This window comes from Pseudomonas sp. PDM26, assembly GCF_019219185.1.
Lineage (GTDB): Bacteria > Pseudomonadota > Gammaproteobacteria > Pseudomonadales > Pseudomonadaceae > Aquipseudomonas.
In genome coordinates, this window is record NZ_JAHUWC010000022.1 from 93851 (window position 1) to 114250 (window position 20400).

At 56.0% G+C, this 20400-nt stretch carries 16 protein-coding genes; 8 read left to right on the forward strand and 8 right to left on the reverse strand.

Features of this window, described 5'->3' with window-relative positions:
- Window position 1: 1 nt before the first annotated feature.
- From KW849_RS30530 to KW849_RS30565, 8 genes are all read right to left on the reverse strand, one after another.
- Window positions 2–892, reverse strand: a complete 891-nt coding sequence (locus KW849_RS30530) for a LysR substrate-binding domain-containing protein (protein ID WP_218433826.1) — start codon at window positions 890–892, stop codon at window positions 2–4.
- A gap of 60 nt (window positions 893–952) precedes the next feature.
- Window positions 953–2383 carry an amino acid permease gene (locus KW849_RS30535; protein ID WP_218433827.1) on the reverse strand — a complete coding sequence of 477 codons (1431 nt, stop codon included), beginning with the start codon at window positions 2381–2383 and terminating at the stop codon, window positions 953–955.
- Window positions 2384–2533: 150 nt separating this feature from the next.
- On the reverse strand, window positions 2534–3811 hold the full coding sequence (locus KW849_RS30540) for a cystathionine gamma-synthase family protein (protein ID WP_218433828.1): 1278 nt from the start codon (window positions 3809–3811) through the stop codon (window positions 2534–2536).
- 392 nt (window positions 3812–4203) lie between these two features.
- Window positions 4204–5142, reverse strand: coding sequence for a carbohydrate kinase (locus KW849_RS30545; protein ID WP_218433829.1), 939 nt, complete (start codon window positions 5140–5142; stop codon window positions 4204–4206).
- A 90-nt stretch (window positions 5143–5232) separates the two neighbouring features.
- Complete coding sequence (locus tag KW849_RS30550) at window positions 5233–5892, reverse strand: nucleoside triphosphate hydrolase (protein ID WP_218433830.1); 660 nt, start codon at window positions 5890–5892, stop codon at window positions 5233–5235.
- Window positions 5893–6181: 289 nt separating this feature from the next.
- Window positions 6182–7108, reverse strand: coding sequence for an ABC transporter substrate-binding protein (locus KW849_RS30555; protein ID WP_218433831.1), 927 nt, complete (start codon window positions 7106–7108; stop codon window positions 6182–6184).
- Window positions 7109–7154: 46 nt separating this feature from the next.
- Window positions 7155–8177, reverse strand: coding sequence for a ribose ABC transporter permease (locus KW849_RS30560; RefSeq protein ID WP_218433832.1), 1023 nt, complete (start codon window positions 8175–8177; stop codon window positions 7155–7157).
- Window positions 8174–9733: a sugar ABC transporter ATP-binding protein gene (locus KW849_RS30565; protein ID WP_218433833.1), complete on the reverse strand. Its 1560-nt coding sequence runs from the start codon at window positions 9731–9733 to the stop codon at window positions 8174–8176. Before KW849_RS30565 ends, KW849_RS30560 begins: the two co-directional genes overlap by 4 nt.
- A gap of 459 nt (window positions 9734–10192) precedes the next feature.
- On the opposite strand from KW849_RS30565, the gene KW849_RS30570 reads away from it, so the two are divergent.
- The 8 genes from KW849_RS30570 to KW849_RS30605 all read left to right on the forward strand — a co-directional run.
- The gene (locus KW849_RS30570) at window positions 10193–11197 is read left to right on the forward strand and encodes a LacI family DNA-binding transcriptional regulator (RefSeq protein WP_108219390.1); all 1005 of its coding nucleotides are present in this window, start codon (window positions 10193–10195) and stop codon (window positions 11195–11197) included.
- A 299-nt stretch (window positions 11198–11496) separates the two neighbouring features.
- Complete coding sequence (gene pgi, locus KW849_RS30575) at window positions 11497–13161, forward strand: glucose-6-phosphate isomerase (protein WP_108219391.1); 1665 nt, start codon at window positions 11497–11499, stop codon at window positions 13159–13161.
- Between the two features lie 276 nt (window positions 13162–13437).
- Window positions 13438–14664 carry a carbohydrate porin gene (locus KW849_RS30580; RefSeq protein ID WP_218433834.1) on the forward strand — a complete coding sequence of 409 codons (1227 nt, stop codon included), beginning with the start codon at window positions 13438–13440 and terminating at the stop codon, window positions 14662–14664.
- Between the two features lie 494 nt (window positions 14665–15158).
- A complete protein-coding gene (gene gabP / locus KW849_RS30585; RefSeq protein ID WP_108219393.1) occupies window positions 15159–16559 on the forward strand; it encodes a GABA permease in 1401 nt (466 codons plus the stop codon).
- Between the two features lie 112 nt (window positions 16560–16671).
- Window positions 16672–17787 (forward strand): GlxA family transcriptional regulator, encoded by a 1116-nt coding sequence (locus KW849_RS30590; RefSeq protein ID WP_218433835.1) that lies wholly within the window; start codon window positions 16672–16674, stop codon window positions 17785–17787.
- Between the two features lie 73 nt (window positions 17788–17860).
- On the forward strand, window positions 17861–18982 hold the full coding sequence (locus tag KW849_RS30595; RefSeq protein ID WP_218433836.1) for a Re/Si-specific NAD(P)(+) transhydrogenase subunit alpha: 1122 nt from the start codon (window positions 17861–17863) through the stop codon (window positions 18980–18982).
- Window positions 18983–18993: 11 nt separating this feature from the next.
- Window positions 18994–19344, forward strand: coding sequence for an NAD(P) transhydrogenase subunit alpha (locus KW849_RS30600; RefSeq protein WP_046042645.1), 351 nt, complete (start codon window positions 18994–18996; stop codon window positions 19342–19344).
- On the forward strand, window positions 19341–20400 hold a 1060-nt coding region (locus KW849_RS30605), incomplete at its 3' end, for an NAD(P)(+) transhydrogenase (Re/Si-specific) subunit beta (protein WP_218433837.1). The genes KW849_RS30600 and KW849_RS30605, both read left to right, overlap by 4 nt.

Sequence of the window (20400 nt, forward strand, 5' to 3'; positions counted from 1 at the left end):
TTCATTTGAAACGATGTGCCTGCTCGACCAGCCAGGTGGAAAACATCACCGCGTCGGGGTGTTGCTCGGCCCCGGAACCGCGCACAAGGTAAAAAGACTCGCTGGCTTCGATACGCTGGCTAAAGGGTTCGACCAACCGTCCGTCCTGAAGCATCTCCTCCACCATCGAGGACCGCGCCAGGGCGATCCCCTGCCCTAACTCGGCCATGCGCAAAGTGGAGATCAATGTGTCGAACTGCATGCCGGTCGAGGAGTCGACGGTGTCCGCACCGACCATGTTCAACCAGTAACCCCAACCCTCTTCGTAACCCAGAACATGCAACAGCGGATGGTGCGACACGTCCGCCGGGACCGTCAGCGGCGACTTCGCCATCAGGTCCGGCGAGCAGACCGGGAACAACGTGTCCCAGGTCAGGCGCTGCGACACCAGGCCGGGCCATTGACCGTGGCCCCAGCGAATCTCCATGTCATCCTCCCCGTCCAGTTCCTTGACCCAGATATTGCTGATGTAGCGGATATCGACATGCGGATGCACCTGGCTAAACCCCGCCAGCTTGGGTGCCAGCCAATGCACGAAGAACGCCAGGCTGCCACGCACCTTGATCGGCCGACGTTTGTGCTGGCCAAAAATCTCGTTGGTCCCCACTGCCAGTCGTGTGATCGCATCCTGCACCACCGGCAGATACGCCTGGCCTTCCTCGGTCAGCCCCAGGCCTCGGGGCAAGCGTTTGAACAGTGCCACCCCAAGATGACTTTCCAGTTGGCGGATCTGCTGACTGACCGCGCCCTGAGTCAAAAACAGTTCTTCGGCGGCATGGGTGAAGTTCAAACAGCGGGCAGACACCTCGAATGCCCGCAGCCAGTTCAATGGGGGTAGCGTCTTTTGCTTCATGGCTTGAACCTCTTGGACGCCCCCTCCACCGAGCACGCTTGCCCATCCCGTCGACGCTGACTAGAACGCGTCGGACGGTTGTGCCAAGGGGGCAACCGACAAGCGTCGCTCGCGGCTTTTGCGGGTAATGTAATACACGAAATAGCACCAGGCGATGAAGGGCAATCCGAAGTACAACGCCACTCGCTGCTCCGGATCGAACGCAATCCCGACGCACGCCAGACTGCAGCAGACCAGCGCGCCCAATGGCACCCATGGATAACCCCGGACACGGAATTTCAAGTCGCGGATGTCACCGCCGTTGGCCACATAGTGACGGCGGAAAGCAATCTGGCTCGCAGCGATGCTCATCCATACCACTACCACCGCCAATCCGGAGATCGACACCAGTGCCAGATAGATGGTGTCGGCGGCAAACACACTGCTGAGCAACGAGGCAGCCCCGCCCGCCATGCTGATGATAATCGCGTTGAGCGGCGTGCCCATGCGAGTCAGTGCCGAGAATCGCTTGGGCAGATGACCCTGGTCACTCAGCGTCCAGATCATCCGTGACGCGGCATACAAACCGGAGTTGGCGGCCGACAGCAAGGCACTGATGATCACGAAGTTCATGATGTCTGCCGAATAGGGAATCCCGATGTAGGTGAACACAGTCACGAATGGACTCTCTACCAGGCCGGCCTGCTCTCGGGGTAACAGCGTCGCCAGGACGAAAATGGTCCCCACGAAAAAGATCGCCAAGCGCAGCACCGTCGTGCGAATGGCACGCGGCACGTTGCGCTGCGGGTCCTTGGTTTCCCCTGCGGCAATACCGATCAACTCAGTGCCGGAGAACGCAAAAGACACCGCCAATAACGTCATGGCTATCGGCATGACTCCGGTAGGAAAAAGTCCTTCGCGAGTGAAGTTGCTCAACCCGATACTGTGGCCCTGATCGATGTGCAGCAGACCGAGAATCGCGCCACCGCCAATCATCAAAAACACGATGACGGTCACCACTTTAACCAGAGACAACCAGAACTCGGTCTCAGCGAACAAGCGCACCGAAATCACATTGGTCAGAAACACCAGACCTGCAAACAACGCACTCCAGATCCATACCGGTGTATCCGGGAACCAACGCGCCATCAAGATACCGGCGGCGGTGAATTCAGAACCGATGGCCACCGTCCAGGTCAGCCAATACAGCCAAGCGACGGTATACCCGGTACCAGGCCCCAGAAAGCGGGTGGCATATGTACTGAATGAACCGGTTTCCGGCATCTGTACCGCCAGTTCGCCCAGGCACATCATCACCATGTAAACCATGAGCGCGCCGATGATGTAAGCGATCACCGCGCCCAAGGGACCGGCCTGGTTAACCGTGTACCCGGACGTGAGAAACAGTCCGGTACCGATGACGCCGCCTAATGCCAACATGACAATATGCCGTGTTTGCATTTCCTGTTTAAAACCGGAACGCGAATGAAGTTGTTGTTCTTTTATGGACATGATTGTTCTCATGAAAGTTATTAGGGCGCGAATTAACATCTGCGATGACTGACTGGGCAGAGAAAAAACAGATCGCCACTAAGTTTTATTATTATTCCACTTCATGAACGCCCCACTCACATCCTTGCAGTGAGGTTTAACGCTAACGCTTCAGTTTGCAACTTCGGTGCAACTTTCATTGATTGAAAGCTGCGTGTTTGATTGCGCGGGTTCGTTGCCCGCGCCCCTGACAAATGCGAACGCCTGTTTCAGGTCGTCGAGCAGATCGTCGGTGTCTTCGATGCCGACAGAGATCCGCACCAACCCCTCGGAAATACCCAGGGCCAGGCGTTCCTCCAGCGTGTTCTCGACATGGCTGGTGGTGCGGGCCGGACCGTAGATGGTTTCCACCGCACCGAGATTGCCCGCGCAGTGGGCGAATCGCAGTCGTGGCAAGAGCACCTTGACTGTGTCCATGCCGCCCGCCACGACAAAGCTGACGATGGCACCGAAGCCTGACATTTGCGCGCACGCCACCGCATGATTCGGATGACCGGGCAAACCGGGATAATTGACCGACTCCACCAAGGGTTCGACGCAGAGGTACTCGGCCAGTGCGCGGGCACTGCGTTGCTGCTGACGCATGCGCAGCACCAATGTTTTCATGCCGCGAATGATCATGTAGGCGGAGAACGGGTCGAGCGTCGCTCCGTTGATTTCCCGGTAATGACGCACCTTGGCCATCAGTGATTCACTACCGCACACCAGGCCACCAAGCACGTCACCGTGGCCGCTGAGAAACTTGGTGGCACTGTGAATGACCACGTCCACACCCAGCGCCAGCGGGTTCTGATTCAATGGTGTGGCGAAGGTGTTATCCGCCACCACAATGGCACCAACACGCTTGGCCGCAGCCACCAGACGCTCGATATCGAGTATTTTCAGCGTCGGGTTGGTTGGTGTTTCCAGATACACCAATTGGCAACCTTTGGCGATTTCGCGTTCGATTTCTTCGTGATCGAACGTCTCGCACAACGTCACGTTCACACCGGTGCGCGGCAGGAACTCTTCGAAAATCTTGTTGGTGCCGCCATAGCTGTCCCTGGTCGAGACCACCCGATCACCGTGGGCCAGGAAGGTGTAAAGCACGCTGCTGATCGCCGCCATCCCGCTGCTGAAAGCCACGGCTGATTCGGCCAGTTCCAACTCGCAAATCTTTGCCTCGAGGGTCTCGACTGTCGGGTTGCTCATGCGGCTGTAAATAAAGCCAGGCGCCTTGCCCAACGCAACGTCGTACCAGACATCGATGTCGTCATAACCATAGGCGGCACTGACCACGATGGGCGTTTGAGTGGCGTTGTAGGGATGCCTGACCTGCTCCCCGCCCCACACGGCACGGGTTCCCGCACCTGCATTAACAAACCCTGCGTTGTCTGGTTTTTTATTCATAAAGACTACTCGCACTGAGGGTGGCGAATGTTGAGTCACTCACCGGATCTGGCGGCCAATATAGTGAAAAGCAGCGCCGCCGAGAAACGATGTTATCGGTGCCAAAGGGCCGCTTTTTTTAATGGCTGCGATTGCGTGGAGTCAGGTCGATTGCAACCTTTCACCACAAGGCGGAGCACGGCGGCTGGAGCGAAACGATCTCTTTCACCGCCTGCTTGAGTTGAGCACCATCGAAATTCGATACACCGATGACGTGAGTTTTTCTTGATCGCGCGCGGCTGCCAAAACCCCGGCATCAACGGCGAGTGCAAAGCTTTCCGTGTTGATATCCGGCACGGAGGCGGCGCGATCAGGGTAGAGTGCTGTGCCGACGAAACAATCCCGACCAGATATCAATGCAACTGATGCCGAAAAGGTAAGTCCGGCCCGTTTTTACCGCAGGTCAGGGCCGCGGCGCTGACGGCAAAGTCGAGCATTGCGTCGATCTGTTCACGGCTCAAGCGTTGCAAGCCCTCCACCGAATCCAGTTGCTGCTCAGTCAGCCAAGCAATCAATGCCGCCTGGAAGGTGTCGCCGGCGCCTACGGTATCGACCATCACCACGGCTCGGGCCGGCACCGACCAAGTGCCATGACGGCGGCTGAAAACTGTTGCGCCCTGACCGCCACGGGTGAGGAATACCAGTTGGCAGCGGTGCTCCAGCCACCCCTCGATCACGCTCTGCGGATCACGCTCGGGGTAGAGCAGGTTCAGGTCTTCGTCACTGACCTTGATCAGATCGGCATGTTCAACCAGAGCGCCGATACGTTCGCGCCACAATTCGATATTCGGCTCTGGGTTGAGTCGCACGTTGGGGTCGAGGCTGATCAGGCGTTTGCCACTTTCCCGGCGGACCAGAGCCAACAGGGTATCGGCAATCGGCTGCACCACCAACGAGAACGAGCCGATATGCAACCCTCGCACCTCAGCGCCCAACTCAGGCAAATGCCCCGGCAACAGCTGACGATCAGCGCAGCCTTCGCCGCGAAAGCTGTAATGCGGCGAGCCATCGGCACCAACGGCGACCATGGCAAGGGTGGTCGGTGCGTCGAAGTCCTGAAGGAAACCCAAACGCACGCCCTCGTCCTGCAATACTTGCTGTAAACGCCGGCCCAGGTAGTCGGTGGACAACCCGGCAAACAGCGCAACGTCGATACCCAGGCGCCGCAGCCCGACGGCGACGTTGAACGGCGAACCGCCGGTAATGGCCTTGTAGTTTATTTTTGAAGCTTGAGCTCCGGGGTCGTTTTCACTAAAAAAATCGAACAGCGCTTCGCCACATACCAGATACATAGTCGTTTGCTCTTTAATGGTTCGCTACAGGTTGTTGATAGCGTTAATAGACCTGTTGATAGGCAGCCACGCCGGCTGCGACACTCTCGTTCAAGGAGAAGAAGCAGGTTCTTCATCTGTGATCGTGAAGTCAGCTCTACTGCTGGCCGAAATCACAAATTCGGCATTCGGAAGGTCGTTGCAATGAACTTTTTCATAGGCAGTAGACTCATCGAACCCGAATGATCGCCATCGATCAAGCAGTCGCGTCTCCAGGGTTTTACGGTCAACCTGCAGCATAATGGTGGTGTCAAAACAGTCCCTTAAGGACGACCATGGGGCAAGATTCAATAGAAGGTAGTTTCCTTCTACGATGAGATATTTCACGTCAGAGGAAACCAACCGTCCTGCGGCACGGGATATCTCCAGGTTACGATCGAATACTGGAACGGCAACCGTTGGCTCGTTGTTCGCACGAAGCCGCAGCAGCAGACTCCTGAAGCCACCCACATCGAATGTATCGGGGGAGCCCTTACGGTCTAAAAGGTTCAAGGATCCAAGAACCGCGTCATCGTAATGAAAGCCATCCCCGGGGATGACCGCTGCACTCCCCGGCTTAATACTATTAAGGGCCTCTACCAAGGCCTCCGAGACGGTGGACTTACCGGCACCAGGTGGCCCCGCTAGCGCAACGACAATTCGATTACCAGGCAGAGCCTTGACGTAGTCAAGTAGCTCTATGCTTACTATTGTGTTTGCGTTGGAAAACATGCCAGGTTTCTCGTCAGCAAGCGTCGCTCAGGCCCCCATACCGAGATGCGTGGAGCTTGAACAATACTTATGGATACATAATGACAACAGGATCAACTGAATCCTTAGCGAGCACACCTCTAAGAGGCCAATAATTGAAGCACATCCATGGGCCTGATACTTAACCAGGGCCATCGAAAGATCATTAAATTCAGGCTGTTCGGCTACTGCGAGTACCTCGCAGCAGCCATTACCCGCATTCCAGATGTGGCTGGATACGCCTATGTCCCCTGACTGAACCGCATATCAGTCATTGGTCAGCTTGCCAACCTTTGTACTCCATAACATTGGTTCGGGTTACAAGTGAGGGTTGAAGCAGTACCGTTGTGCTCTCCAGGGATTTGCCATTCAGCAGGTCGTTACCCATCGTTACGGCCTGTTGTGCCTGGCCCCAAGGGGACTGAGAGGCAGAAGCCTGGATCTGAGTATCGCTTTTGAGTGCTGTCTCTATATCGGGAGCCCCATCCACCGATGCGATAATGATGCCTTTACGCTTGAGTTGTTTTGCTGCCAGGTCTGCACCTATGGCTTGGGGATCATTGATAGCGAACACCGCGTCGATTTTTGCAAAGCGAGTCAGGTCGCCTTGCATCACGCTGTAGCCACCTTCGCGCGAGCCTTTGGCATCCTGATTATCGGACAGTACCTTGATATCGGGTGCCTGTGCGAAAACACTCTTGCACCCATTGACGCGATCCAGGACTGCTGAAGTCTGCGTACCATTCTGGATAATAACGTTACCCTTGCCACCCAGCTGCTCGGCAATGTACTGACAGACTATCTTGCCGGCTTCAACGTTATCTGTCTGTACCGTGGCGTTGGCACCCTGCACCATGACATCAACCCCCACAACCACTATGCCGGCCTTTCTGGCTTTGGCAATCGCAGGTGCAATCGCTACAGGGTCGACGGCATTGACAAGAATCAGGTTTACGCCCGACGAAATGAAGTTATCGATCTGGGTGAACTGCTTGTTTAGATCGTAGTCGGCCGAGACTGAGGTGAATTTTGCGGCGGGGTTGATCTGCAATGCCTGCGCTTTGGCGCCATTTACCATCGCTACGAAATACGGATTTCCCAGCGAGCCAACGGTTATCCCGACGGATTTCAATTCTTGCGCTTGAGCGGTATTAAATGCCAAGAGTGCACAAGCAGCGGCCAATATTGTTTTTTTCATGAGCACAGTCTCTTATTGTTGGAGTATTAGAGGAGTTTTATAGAGTTCAGGTTCGTGCGCCGGTCTGCCGAAAACGATCGAGTGCTACCGCCCCGATGATGACGACACCCTTGATGATGTATTGCCAGATATCCGAAACGCCCAGCAATATCAGACCGTTGGAAAGTGTCGCGATGATCAGGGCGCCAATCAGCGTACCGACGATGGTGCCGACGCCGCCGGTGAAACGTGTGCCACCCAGGATGACGGCGGCGATAGCGTCGAGTTCGTAGGACTGGCCCATTTGCAGACCGTTGGCCGCCATCAAACGAGCGGAAGTCATGATGGCCCCCACACCTGCCAGCAAACCGGATATGGCGTAAACGAAGAGCAGGACTTTCCAGACCTTGATTCCCGATAACCGCGCGGCCTCAGGATTGCCACCCACTGCGTAAATCTGTACGCCTAAAACCGTCCGACGAAGAATGAGCCACGAAAGAGTCACCACTACCAGCGCGATGACAACCAGCCATGGCACCCCGAACAACGTATCGTTTCCAATGAAGGCAAATGACAAGTCGGGGTTGAACACCGTTTTGTCTTCGCCGATGAGGCGTGCGATCCCACGCATCGCCGTCAATCCGCCCAGTGTGACTATAAACGCAGGCAGCTTGCCAAAAGCGACCAATACGCCATTGACGAGCCCGAGCAACAGGCCGATTCCAAGCCCCGCAGGGATGGCCAGAGAGGACAATCCGGGAACTTGTGATACCAACAGCGCCACTACCGCGGAAACAGCCAGGATCGAACCCACTGAAAGGTCGATGCCCCCGGTCAAAATCACGAAAGTCAGGCCGGATGCCAATACCACATTGATAGAGGCTTGTTGGCTGATGATCGAGAAGTTCTGCGCCGAGAAGAAGTTGTCGCTCATCAGGCTGAAGCCCACACACAGGAGCAACAATACGGGGAGCATGCCCGCTACCCTCATCAGTTGGCGCATTTTTTCCTGTGCGCCAGGTCCGGCAATGTTCCGCGCATTGGGTGTGATGAAGTCACTTGCTGCTTTGCGTTGCAGTGGGGAAGTCATTGAACTAAGTCTCCGTTGGCTAGAGTCAAGCTGTCGCTGCCTGTGGCAAACGCGATAATGGTTTCGGGTGTGATATCAACACCGCTGCGGCCACCGAGTTCGGCGACAAGTTTCCCTTCACACATGACCAATACACGGTCAGCGATTCCAACAATCTCTGGCAGCTCACTTGAAATCATCACGACACAAACGCCGGAGGCGGCCAATGCGTTGATTATTTTATATATCTCTGTTTTGGCTCCAATATCGACACCCGAGGTGGGTTCGTCCAGGAACAGCACTTTGGGCTTCATCTCAAGCAGACGAGCCAGCAATACCTTTTGTTGGTTGCCTCCAGACAGCGCGCCGACATTGATGTCTGGAGATGCTTTGATATTGAGTGCCTGAATGGCTTGTTCGGTGCGTCCGGTTCCAGCCGTCCGGTCCACAAAACCCGTCAATGAAGCATCATTTCCCAATACACAAACATTGATATTGTCGTGGACACTCATATCGAGAAAGAGGCCCAAGGCTTTACGGTCTTCTGTCAGATAGGTGATACCTGCATTGCCTGCATCGCGAGGGGAGCGTATGGCTACAACTTCGCCGTCCAGTTCAATGTGTCCGCCCGAGTATGCATCGACACCTGCAATTAATCGGGCAAGTTCTGTTCTCCCTGAGCCCACCAGCCCTGCAATCCCGAGAATTTCGCCGGCATACAGATCGAAACTGCAATCTCGAATTTTTAAACCATCAGTAAGGTGGCGGACACGTAGTACCGGTTGCTCGTAAGAACACGTAGCACGCTCATGGGCATAGAAACCGGAAACATCGCGACCCACCATCATCCGGACCAGGGTTTCAGCCGATAGCGTGCCACGGTCCAGCGAACCCACGTAACGACCGTCCCGGAGCACCGAAACGAAATCGGACAGGGCGTATATTTCAGCCATTCGATGGCTGATATAGATGATTGCGACACCGTCATCACGTAACTGGCGAATCAACGCAAATAGACTTTCCGTCTCTTTTGAAGACAGCGGCGTTGTAGGCTCATCCATCACCAGGATTCGCGTATCGGCATGAATTGCACGGGCGATTTCAACAAGTTGTTGGTCGGCGATCGACAATGTACCGACCAGCGCATGTGGATCAAATGTGACGCCAAGCCGCTTTAGTACAACCTGCGCGCCTTCGGTCATTGCCTTGTGGTTTACAACCCCACATCGACGAATTTCTCTACCCAGGTAGATGTTCTCGACCACGCTCATATTCGCGCACAAGCTGAGCTCTTGATAGATAACTGAAATGCCATGGCGCTTCGCATCGTTCAGGCCATAGTTTCGAATATCACATCCATCGATTCGGATAGTGCCACTGTCGGCTATATAGGCTCCCGACAGGATTTTCATCAGAGTGGATTTTCCGGCGCCGTTTTCGCCCATTAGCGCGTGGATTTGTCCGGGAAAAATACTGAGGTCGATGTCATGCAACACGCGTACGCCATTGAATGACTTGGAGATGGAACGCATTTCCAATAGAGCAGGAGGAGGACTTTCAGATCCAGTACTGAGCATAGCGGTTGACTCCTTATCTGCCGATTTGAGAAGCAGTGAAACCTCTCATCGGTGTTCTTGTTCGACAAACATAGTGCAAAGGAAAGCGCTTGCGCAAGCGCTTTCCTTTGCTCGGGAGGGAAATTGAAAGACCTAGGAAAGCGCTTGCGCAAGCGCTTTCGTCTCGGCTATGCTTTTTTCGACAGCGTCCCTGCGTCCCGTTAACGGTCCGCTACGTGGTCGTAAAAATAATAAAAAAGGAGTGCCCGGCTATGCTGCATAGCGGATTCCATCGTCTCGCCTCACCCGCTATCGGTGCGCAGCGCACCTCGCTGGGTCTTCCTCGATATTGCGCGCCTGTCCTTGCACCGATTCCTGGAGCTTGCGACACATTTTCTCGTCGTGAGCTTTACAATGGCTTACTGCCGGGCATGGTCCCGGCGCTATCCATGAATTCACGTGAGAAAGGAGTGGTACACAGTGGGCGCAAAGATGAGTGATGTCGCGCGGGCCGCAAACGTATCAATGTCTACGGTATCCCATGTACTCAACGGTACTCGCAAAGTACATCCGGACACCGTTCGTAGCGTGAATCAGGCTGTAGAGTCCGTGGGCTATATTCGAAACTCGCTCGCTCGGTCTCTGGCTCGCTCCTCTTCAGGTGCTATAGGGGTAGCGATTGCTACTCTGTCGAACTATTACTTCAGTGAAACAGTACGTGCCATCGAAGCGGCCTGTGCGAAAAGCGGCTTGATGATGATTCTGGTCAATACGCAAAAAGATCCTGAACAAGAACTTAAAGCGATCAAAGCGCTGCATGAAAGACGGGTTGACGGCATTGTACTGGCCTCGGAATATGATCCAGAAAATAGAGTATTTAATTACTTAAAGGCCAACAAAATACCCACGGTTCTCATCGACCGACTTCTGTCGACGTCTTTCGATCAGGTGGGGGTAGAGAATAAGCAATCCTCTCAAGAGTTGATTGCACACTTGATTAAACTTGGACATCGGCGTATCGGGATGGTCTCCGGACGATTGACCCAGTCTTCTTCTCTTGAACGAATTGACGGTTACCGTGCGGCCTTGGCTGACGCAGGCATTGCCTACGATGAGCAATTGGTTTGCTGTGGCGAATCGGCGATTGCGCCGGCCATGGAAGCGACTCGCCGTTTATTGGCGCTGGAGCAGCCGCCGACCGCCATCATGACTGCCAACAACCTGATGACCATTGGTGCTATGCAGGCCCTGCGTGCAGCAGGGCTTGAAGTGCCGAAAGACATCGCGCTGGTCGGCTTTGACGATTTCGATTGGGCGGATGCTTTTAGCCCCCGACTGACCGTTATGGCGCAACCTCTCGAGGAACTTGGAGCACAGGCGGTGAAGCTTCTATTGAAGCGTATCAAGCAACCGGAAGGACGACGCCAGACGCTTCGATTGAAACCCTCTTTAATTCAGCGAGACTCTTGCGGCTTTCCCAAATAATAGTACTCAGGCATTTATCCTGATGATCTGGCGGTTGCGGACGTGAATTATTGCAATTGTTTTTCCAAGTCCAGCCGCCTGAGTAACTTTTAAACTGAACGATCAGTAGCTCGTTTTTATTTGTCGTGCATGTTTGCATGGGCGCGCCGATCTGGTGGGCGCAGTCCGATAAAGGGTAGTCACTAAAACTGTAGCGCGTATCGCTGCTGGGCACTTTTGCGTTCGCGAAAGCAAAAAACCTCCACATTAGAATCGTTGGTTCAGACGGCGCAGGCCGTATTGGCAAAGAGGGACTGGGCATGAATAACTACAACAAAACGAGTGATGTGACGGCGTTGCCGGCATGGCGCAAGTTGCTCGAACACCGTGAGAGCATGGACAACTTCAGTATGCGCGATGCCTTTCGAGATGACAGTAAACGCTTTCAAGACTTTTCCCTGGCGGGCTGCGGGCTGTTTCTGGATTACTCCAAAAACCTGATCACCCACGAGACGCGTTCATTGCTTGTAAACCTTGCTCGCGAGGCTGGCGTGGAACAGGCAGCGCATGCCATGTTCAGTGGAGAAAAAATCAACTGTTCCGAGGGGCGTCCTGTGCTGCATACCGCGCTGCGACGACCAGTGGGTGAACCCTTGATGGTCGATGGCCGCAACTTGATGCGCGATGTGCATGGTGCCCTGGCGCAGATGACTGACGTTGTGAGTCGTATCCATAGTCATCTTTGGCGTGGTTACAACGACAAGGTCATCACTGATGTCGTAAACATTGGTATTGGTGGATCATTTCTGGGCCCGGAGCTTGTCTCTGAAGCACTCGCGCCTTTCGCTCGGCATGGGGTGCGGTGCCATTACCTGGCTAACATCGACGGCAATGAATTCCGAGAGGTTACTGCCGATCTGAACGTAGAAACAACGCTGTTCATCATCTCCAGCAAAACCTTCGGTACCCTTGAAACGTTGAAGAACGCGCAAGCTTGTAGAAGCTGGTACCTGGCCAAGGGCGGGACGGAAGAGAAGCTATATCGCCACTTCATTGCGGTGACGAGTAATCGTCAAGCCGCGCTGGATTTCGGCATCCGTGAAGCAAACATTTTTCCTATGTGGGACTGGGTCGGTGGCCGTTACTCACTATGGTCGGCCATTGGCCTGCCGATTGCCCTGGCCATTGGCATCGCTAACTTTAAGGAACTGCTGTCCGGCGCGTACGCTATGGATCAACATTTCCTGAATGAACCATTGGAACAGAACCTTCCCGTTCTTTTAGCGGTACTTGGCGTTTGGTATCACAACTTTTGGGGTGCGCAAAGCTATGCGTTCTTGCCCTACGACCATAATCTGCGCAACTTCGTGAAACATCTGCAGCAAATGGACATGGAGTCCAATGGCAAAAGTGTTCGTCATGACGGCACGTCAGTTTCCTACACCACTGGCCCGGTCATCTGGGGTGGCGTGGGATGTAACGGACAGCACGCTTACCACCAGTTGTTGCATCAAGGGACGCCTCTAATTCCAGCTGACTTCATTGTGCCTGTGGTCAGCCACAACCCAGTGGCTGATCATCAGGAATGGCTGTACGCCAATTGTCTGTCTCAAAGCCAAGCGCTGATGCGAGGCAAAAACCGCGCTGAAGCTGAGGCAGAGCTAAAAGCCAAAGGCCTTTCATCCAGTGAGATTGAACGACTGGCGCCGCATAAGGTGATCCCAGGCAACCGGCCAAGCAATACCGTTGCTCTTGAGATCATCAATCCACATAGCCTTGGGGCGCTGATCGCCCTTTATGAACACAAGGTCTTTGTCCAGGGTGTCATTTGGGGAGTCAATTCGTTTGATCAATGGGGCGTGGAACTGGGCAAGGAGCTAGGCAACAGCGTCTACAACCTTCTGACTCGCTATGACGCGGAACCGGCAGATGATTCCTCGACGCAGGGCCTTATAGATTTCTTCCGAGGACGTCATCGTGGTTAAGGTAGTTTGGGCTTCCAAGTGCATGGCCTGAAAATACATTCCAAAGGCTAAAACTTAAGGAGGGCTAACTAACTCATTGGTTAAGTAATCGCTTGCTTACCCTCGTCACTCCGCCTGGCACTGCATGGATTTTTCTCATGCTTTGGCTCAGGCGATACGGTGCGTTCTCTATTCGATTTAACTTATTTCCCGTTCGGGAACTTGTGTGTGGAGCTAGCGTGCTAGCTCGCATTATTGACCTTGTCCAATAAATATAAAAAACAAAAGGTGTCATGAATGAACGTTAAAACTCTCAGCGCAGTTCTGGGTGCGTCTCTTGCTGCCGGTTTTCTGCCCGTTAATGCGTATTCAACAGAGTTCAGCGGTTACTACAGAACCGGAGTAGGAGATTCGACTCAAGGAGGGACACAGTCGTGTTTTCAGCTACCGGGCGCGCAGTCCAAATATCGCCTTGGCAACGAATGTGAGCAGTATATGGAGCTGGATTTGCGCCAGGATCTGCTTTCACTGGACGACGGCTCAATGCTTAGCGTTGAAGGCATGGCACAGTTTAACAACGAGTATGGCCATAGCCCCAAATTTGACGGAGAGCACGGCTATACGCGGATGAGTCAGCTCTACGCAGAGTGGAGCAAGATGCCGGCATTGAATGGCGGTTCTTTCTGGGCGGGCCGTCGTTACTACAACCGAAACGACATCAATATTTCCGACTACTTCTACTGGAACCAAAGCTCAACGGGCTTTGGGTTCGACCAGGTCGCATTGGGAGATCTGAAATACAGCTACGTGCTCTCACGCAAGGACAACGTCTTCCAAAAGGATTTTGTTACCCGGCATGATGTGACCGTCAGCGGATTCAACACAAATCCCGGTGGCGAGGTTCAGCTGGGCGTCAGTTATCTGGACAAGCCGAGCCGTGAGGATGCTCATCAGGGCTGGTCGGTGGTTGCCCAGCACAAGCAGGTCGCGTTTCTGGGCGGAGTCAACAAGTTCGCTGTTCAATACGGCCGAGGGCCGGGCACCGCATTGGGCTATACCGGTGATACCACGCTGGATGAGAGCAACAAGAGCTGGCGGCTCGTGGAGTTTTTCGATTGGCAATTGACTCATGCTTTCAGTGGTCAAGTTGAACTGGTCTATCAAAAAGACACTCGCCCTGGAGGTGATGATCAGAACTGGTTATCCATTGGTGTTCGGCCAATTTATGCGTTCACGGATCAGTTCAAGCTGATCACCGAGGTTGGGCGCGACCAGGTTGAAGCCGCAGACGGTACCCGAAAACTCACTAAGTACACTATCGCGCCGACTTGGTCACCGAACGGTCCGGGATTCTGGGACAGGCCGGAATTTCGTCTGTATTACACCTACGCTACCTGGAACAAGGCTGCGCAACGCGCCGCCAGCTTGCAATCTCCGGGATCGGCTCTGTCTGATACCGGTGCGTTTGGTACAGACTTGCAAGGCTCCAACGTAGGGGTTCAGATCGAGTATTGGTGGAAATAAACGCCCTTGTTGACGCCGATGCCGAATTGAACCACGTGCCGACGCAAGACCGACCCACCTCTAAATCAGCTCAATTCCAGCACAGGCAACGGTTTGTGAGGAATCAGACTGGGTCGGTGACATCTCGGCAACTGGGTGTATTCGGCATCGGCGCCAACACCAGGATCGACGCTACTTTATTAAAGGAACTCTCAACGAACCGGAGATGATTGCCTTTGGCCACTTGGTGACTGACTGGTTTTAACCGTGAACACAATGTATTCATGTGTCGATATCAGACACGGAGGTGGCGTGATCAGGTAATTGAATAATCGGACAAGCCGGGTAAGGTGGCGCATCTTTTTATCGAGATAACCACATCGCGATGATGGGTTTGATAAGAACTGCAGCGTTTGAAGGGTGCCTCCTTCAGGAAGCCCGGCAGGCAACAATGATGATGATCTGTTGCCCCTATCAATTCGCTTAAATGTCGATCAGTAGAGAAAAAAAAAACAATGATTAGCCCGAACTCCAAGGATTCGAGTGGCCAATTGGCGCAGGGCTTCAAGCCTCGTCACGTCACCATGCTGTCAATCGCCGGTATCATCGGCGCCGGTTTGTTCGTTGGCTCAGGACATGCCATTGCAGCGGCTGGCCCAGCGGTCCTCCTGGCCTATCTATTCTCAGGCTTGCTCGTCGTTCTGGTCATGCGCATGCTCGGTGAAATGGCGGTGGCCAACCCGGACACCGGCTCGTTCTCCACCTATGCCGACCAGGCAATAGGTCGTTGGGCAGGCTTCACCATCGGTTGGCTGTACTGGTGGTTCTGGGTGCTGGTGATCCCTATTGAAGCACTGGCCGCCGGCCATGTGTTGAACCAGTGGTTTCCCCAGATCGATGCCTGGCTGTTCGCCCTGGTGTCGATCATTGCGTTGGTGATCACCAATCTGTTCAGTGTCTCCAAGTACGGCGAATTCGAATTCTGGTTCGCCATGGCCAAGGTGGTGGCGATCATCGGTTTCATCGGCGTGGGTTTTGCCGTGCTGATGGGCTGGGTGCCCGATCGGGAAGTCAGCGGATTGAGCGGACTGATGGCCGAACACGGCGGGTTCGCCCCCAACGGCCTGTCGGCGGTAGTCGGCGCCTTCATCACCATCATGTTCAGCTTCATCGGCACCGAGGCAGTCACCATCGCCGCCGCCGAATCCGACAACCCGTCGCAGAACATTGCCAAGGCCACGCGTTCGGTGATTTGGCGCATCGGCGTGTTCTACCTGTTGTCGATTTTCGTGGTCATCTCCGTGGTGCCCTGGAACGATCCGCTGTTGGCCTCGGTAGGTTCTTATCAGCGGGCCCTGGAAATCATGAACATTCCCCACGCCAAGTTCATGGTGGACGTCGTAGTACTGATCGCCGTGGCCAGCTGCATGAACTCCTCGATCTACATTGCCTCGCGAATGCTGTACTCGCTGGGCCGTCGTGGCGATGCGCCGAAAGCGCTGAAGGCGACCTCCTCCGAAGGCGTGCCGCGGGCAGCCGTCATCGCCAGCACCGTGCTGGGCGCAGCGATCACCGTGTGGAGCTACTTCATGCCTGCCGGGCTGTTTGACTTCCTGCTGGCCAGCTCCGGTGCGATTGCCTTGCTGGTGTACCTGGCCATTGCGGTGTCGCAGCTGCGCATGCGCCGGATGCTGCGTCGGCAGAATGTCGAACTGGCCTTTCGCATGTGGCTGTTCCCTTGGCTCACATGGCTGGTGATCGCGTTCATTTGCGCAGCGTTGGCGGTCATGATGATCACCCCGGAACACCGTAGCGAAGTGAGCTCGACCATTGGGCTGGCGCTGGCGATTTCCTTTATCGGTCTGGTGACATCGCGTCAGCCTGCGCGGGATGCAAGGGCGACGTCGGTGGGATAAACCCAGGGAGGTAATTGCGCCGAACCTGATACCCCCCGCGCGCCAAGGCTGGGGGTATTACAAGCTCCTGTGTCTCAATCCGTAATCGCTCTTTGTGAGGGCATGACCCCCGATGTCATCGAAATCCACCGTGTCCGACAGTACCCCTACAAAATCAGTTGGTTTTCTGCTACTGGACAAGTTCACGTTGATTTCCCTGGCGTCAGCCGTAGAGCCCCTGCGCATGGCCAATCAGTTGTCGGGACAACAGCTGTATCGCTGGCATACGTTCAGCCCCGGTGGTGAGCCTGTCTGGGCCAGTGATGGCGTGCCGATCACCCCGGATGCTTCGTGGAGCAATCCATTGGTGGTGGACACTGTAATCGTGTGCGGCGGTGTTGGAATCCAGAGCGTGATTACCCGCGAGCACATTACCTGGCTGCAAGCCCTGGCGCGTCAATCCAGACGGCTGGGAGGCGTGTGCACGGGCAGTTGGGCACTGGCCAAAGCCGGGCTGCTCGACGGTTATGAGTGCAGTGTGCACTGGGAGTTTCTGGCCGCCATGCAGGAAGCTTTTCCGCGAGTCAGTGTCAGTTCGAGTCTGTTCACCCTCGACCGAAACCGCTTCACAAGCTCTGGCGGAACGGCCCCTATGGACATGATGTTGCACCTGATCGGTCGCGATCATGGTCGTGAGTTATCGGCTGCCATCTCTGAGATGTTTGTTTACGAGCGCATCCGCAACGAACAGGACCATCAGCGCGTTCCGCTCAAGCACGTGTTGGGAACTCACCAGCCCAAGCTGCAGGAGATCGTTGCGTTGATGGAGGCCAACCTCGAGGAACCGCTCGACCTGGATAACCTTGCACAATACGTTGATCTGTCACGTCGACAGCTAGAGCGGCTATTTCAGAAATACCTTCACTGTACGCCGTCACGCTACTACATGAGGTTACGTCTTGTTCGAGCGCGACAACTGCTCAAGCAAACATCATTGTCGATCATTGAGTTGGCGTATGTCTGCGGTTTCGTGTCCACACCCCACTTTTCCAAATGCTATCGCGAGTACTTTGGTGTTCCACCCAGCGACGAGCGTTCCGGCTCTGAAATGAGTCGCAAACCGGCAACGCTCGCGACTGCGCCGCAGTCATCGACCAGACCGCTGACAGCGCTCGACCAGGCTCGAAACGAATCGACTTTTGCCAGTGTTCGAATGATTGATCGTTCCGATTTGGCGCAATCGTGCTGATCGGCCGTCCTTGCCACCCCCATTCATCCGTAGTGCCTGGGTTTACTCAACAAGATCACGCAGGAGATTTGACGTGCACATTGGTGTTCCTCTCGAAACCCAGACCGGTGAAACACGGGTTGCTGCAACCCCGGAAACCATCAAGAAGCTGATCGGCCAGGGCCATAAGGTCACTGTCCAAAGCGGCGCCGGCGTGAATGCCAGCGTTGTCGACAGTGCCTATGCAGCGGCCGGCGCAACCATTGGCAGCGCCAATGACGCGTTTGCGGCAGAGCTGATTTTGAAGGTGGTCGCGCCCAGCGACAGCGAGCTGGCGCTGATTAAAAGCGGCACCGTCGTGGTGGGCATGCTCAACCCGTTCAGCAACGAAACCATCGCCAAGCTGGCCGAGTGCGGGATTACCGCCTTTGCCCTGGAGGCGGCGCCGCGCACCTCCCGCGCCCAGAGCCTGGATGTGCTGTCGTCGCAAGCCAACATCGCCGGTTACAAGGCCGTGTTGCTGGCCGCGCACCACTATCCGCGCTTCATGCCGATGCTGATGACGGCGGCGGGCACTGTGAAAGCGGCGCGCGTGCTGATCCTCGGTGCCGGCGTGGCCGGCTTGCAGGCCATCGCCACGGCCAAGCGCCTGGGGGCGGTGATCGAAGCGTCCGACGTGCGTCCGGCGGTGAAAGAGCAGATCGAATCCCTCGGCGCCAAGTTCGTCGACGTGCCTTACGAGACCGACGAAGAACGCGAATGCGCCGTCGGCGTCGGCGGTTACGCCCGCCCGATGCCGGCCAGCTGGATGCAGCGCCAGGCCGCGGCCGTGCATGAACGCGCCAAGCAGGCGGACATCGTGATCACCACCGCGCTGATTCCCGGCCGCAAGGCACCGACGCTGCTGAGCGCGCAAACCGTGGCCCAGATGAAACCGGGCTCGGTGGTCATCGACCTCGCGGCCGCCCAGGGCGGCAACTGCCCGCTGACCGTGGCCGATCAGGTGGTCGTCGAAAACGGCGTGACCATCGTGGGCCCGACCAACCTGGCCAGCGCCGTGGCGGCTGACGCTTCGGCGCTGTACGCCCGCAACCTGCTGGACTTCATGAAACTGTTGTTCGATAAAGACGGACAACTGGTGATCAACCTGGAAGACGATATCGTCGCCGCGTGCCTGATGTGCCGCGACGGCCAGATCGTGCGCAAGAACGGCTGAGGATAAAAACAATGGAAGACATGCTGATCTCTCACGGTATCTACAACCTGATCATCTTCGTGCTGGCCATCTATGTCGGCTACCACGTGGTCTGGAACGTCACACCGGCCCTGCACACGCCACTGATGGCCGTGACCAACGCCATCTCGGCCATCGTGATCGTCGGCGCCATGCTGGCAGCGGCGCTGACCGTGACCCCGCTGGGCAAGACCATGGGCACCCTGGCCGTGGCCCTGGCCGCCGTCAACGTGTTTGGTGGCTTCCTGGTGACCCGGCGCATGCTGGAAATGTTCAAGAAAAAAGCGGCCAAAGCGCCGGCTGCCAAGGCCGCCGCCGTCAAGGCCGAGGTGCAGCAAGCATGAGCATGAACCTGGTTACTTCCCTGTATTTGATCGCCTCGGTCTGCTTCATCCAGGCGCTCAAGGGCCTCTCGCACCCCACCACGTCGCGGCGTGGCAACCTGTTCGGCATGCTCGGCATGGGCCTGGCGATCCTCACCACAGTGGGCCTGATCTACAAGCTCGGTGCTGAGCTCGCCCAGGACGGCATCGTCTACGTGATCGTCGGCCTGCTGATCGGCGGCACGGCCGGTTCGATCATGGCCAAACGCGTCGAAATGACCAAGATGCCCGAACTGGTCGCCTTCATGCACAGCATGATCGGCCTGGCCGCGGTGTTCATCGCCGTGGCCGCCGTGGTCGAGCCGCAGTCGCTGGGCATCGTGGCGCAACTCGGTGACGCGATCCCGGCCGGTAACCGCCTGGAACTGTTCCTCGGTGCCGCCATCGGTGCAATCACCTTCTCCGGTTCGGTCATTGCCTTCGGCAAGCTGGCGGGCAAGTACAAGTTCCGCCTGTTCCAGGGCGCGCCGGTCCAGTTCAGCGGCCAGCACAAGCTGAACCTGCTGCTGGGCCTGGCCACCCTGGGCCTGGGCGTGACCTTCATGCTCACCGGCGACTACACCGCCTTCGCCGTGATGCTGGCCCTGGCCTTCGTGCTCGGCGTGCTGATCATCATCCCGATCGGGGGTGCCGACATGCCGGTCGTGGTGTCGATGCTCAACAGCTACTCCGGCTGGGCCGCGGCGGGCATCGGCTTCTCGCTGAACAACTCGATGCTGATCATCGCCGGTTCGCTGGTGGGCTCAAGCGGTGCGATCCTCTCGTACATCATGTGCAAGGCGATGAACCGCTCCTTCTTTAATGTGCTGCTGGGTGGCTTCGGCAATACCGCAGAGGCGGCCGGCCCGGCGGGTTCGAAAGAAGCCCGTCCGGTGAAATCCGGCTCGGCCGACGACGCGACCTTCCTGCTGACCAACGCCGACACCGTGATCATCGTGCCGGGCTACGGCCTGGCGGTCGCGCGGGCCCAGCACGCGCTGAAAGAACTGACCGAGAAGCTGACCCACCGCGGCGTGA

What these genes read in the sequence shown, in the direction of transcription:
- gabP (WP_108219393.1), top strand. Translation starts at nt 15,159, where the DNA reads ATGATTAGCCCGAACTCCAAGGATTCGAGTGGCCAATTGGCGCAGGGC.
- KW849_RS30545 (WP_218433829.1), bottom strand. Translation starts at nt 5,142, where the DNA reads ATGTATCTGGTATGTGGCGAAGCGCTGTTCGATTTTTTTAGTGAAAAC.
- KW849_RS30535 (WP_218433827.1), bottom strand. Translation starts at nt 2,383, where the DNA reads ATGTCCATAAAAGAACAACAACTTCATTCGCGTTCCGGTTTTAAACAG.
- KW849_RS30565 (WP_218433833.1), bottom strand. Translation starts at nt 9,733, where the DNA reads ATGCTCAGTACTGGATCTGAAAGTCCTCCTCCTGCTCTATTGGAAATG.
- KW849_RS30560 (WP_218433832.1), bottom strand. Translation starts at nt 8,177, where the DNA reads ATGACTTCCCCACTGCAACGCAAAGCAGCAAGTGACTTCATCACACCC.
- KW849_RS30540 (WP_218433828.1), bottom strand. Translation starts at nt 3,811, where the DNA reads ATGAATAAAAAACCAGACAACGCAGGGTTTGTTAATGCAGGTGCGGGA.
- KW849_RS30555 (WP_218433831.1), bottom strand. Translation starts at nt 7,108, where the DNA reads ATGAAAAAAACAATATTGGCCGCTGCTTGTGCACTCTTGGCATTTAAT.
- KW849_RS30590 (WP_218433835.1), top strand. Translation starts at nt 16,672, where the DNA reads ATGTCATCGAAATCCACCGTGTCCGACAGTACCCCTACAAAATCAGTT.
- KW849_RS30600 (WP_046042645.1), top strand. Translation starts at nt 18,994, where the DNA reads ATGGAAGACATGCTGATCTCTCACGGTATCTACAACCTGATCATCTTC.
- KW849_RS30580 (WP_218433834.1), top strand. Translation starts at nt 13,438, where the DNA reads ATGAACGTTAAAACTCTCAGCGCAGTTCTGGGTGCGTCTCTTGCTGCC.
- KW849_RS30530 (WP_218433826.1), bottom strand. Translation starts at nt 892, where the DNA reads ATGAAGCAAAAGACGCTACCCCCATTGAACTGGCTGCGGGCATTCGAG.
- KW849_RS30550 (WP_218433830.1), bottom strand. Translation starts at nt 5,892, where the DNA reads ATGTTTTCCAACGCAAACACAATAGTAAGCATAGAGCTACTTGACTAC.
- pgi (WP_108219391.1), top strand. Translation starts at nt 11,497, where the DNA reads ATGAATAACTACAACAAAACGAGTGATGTGACGGCGTTGCCGGCATGG.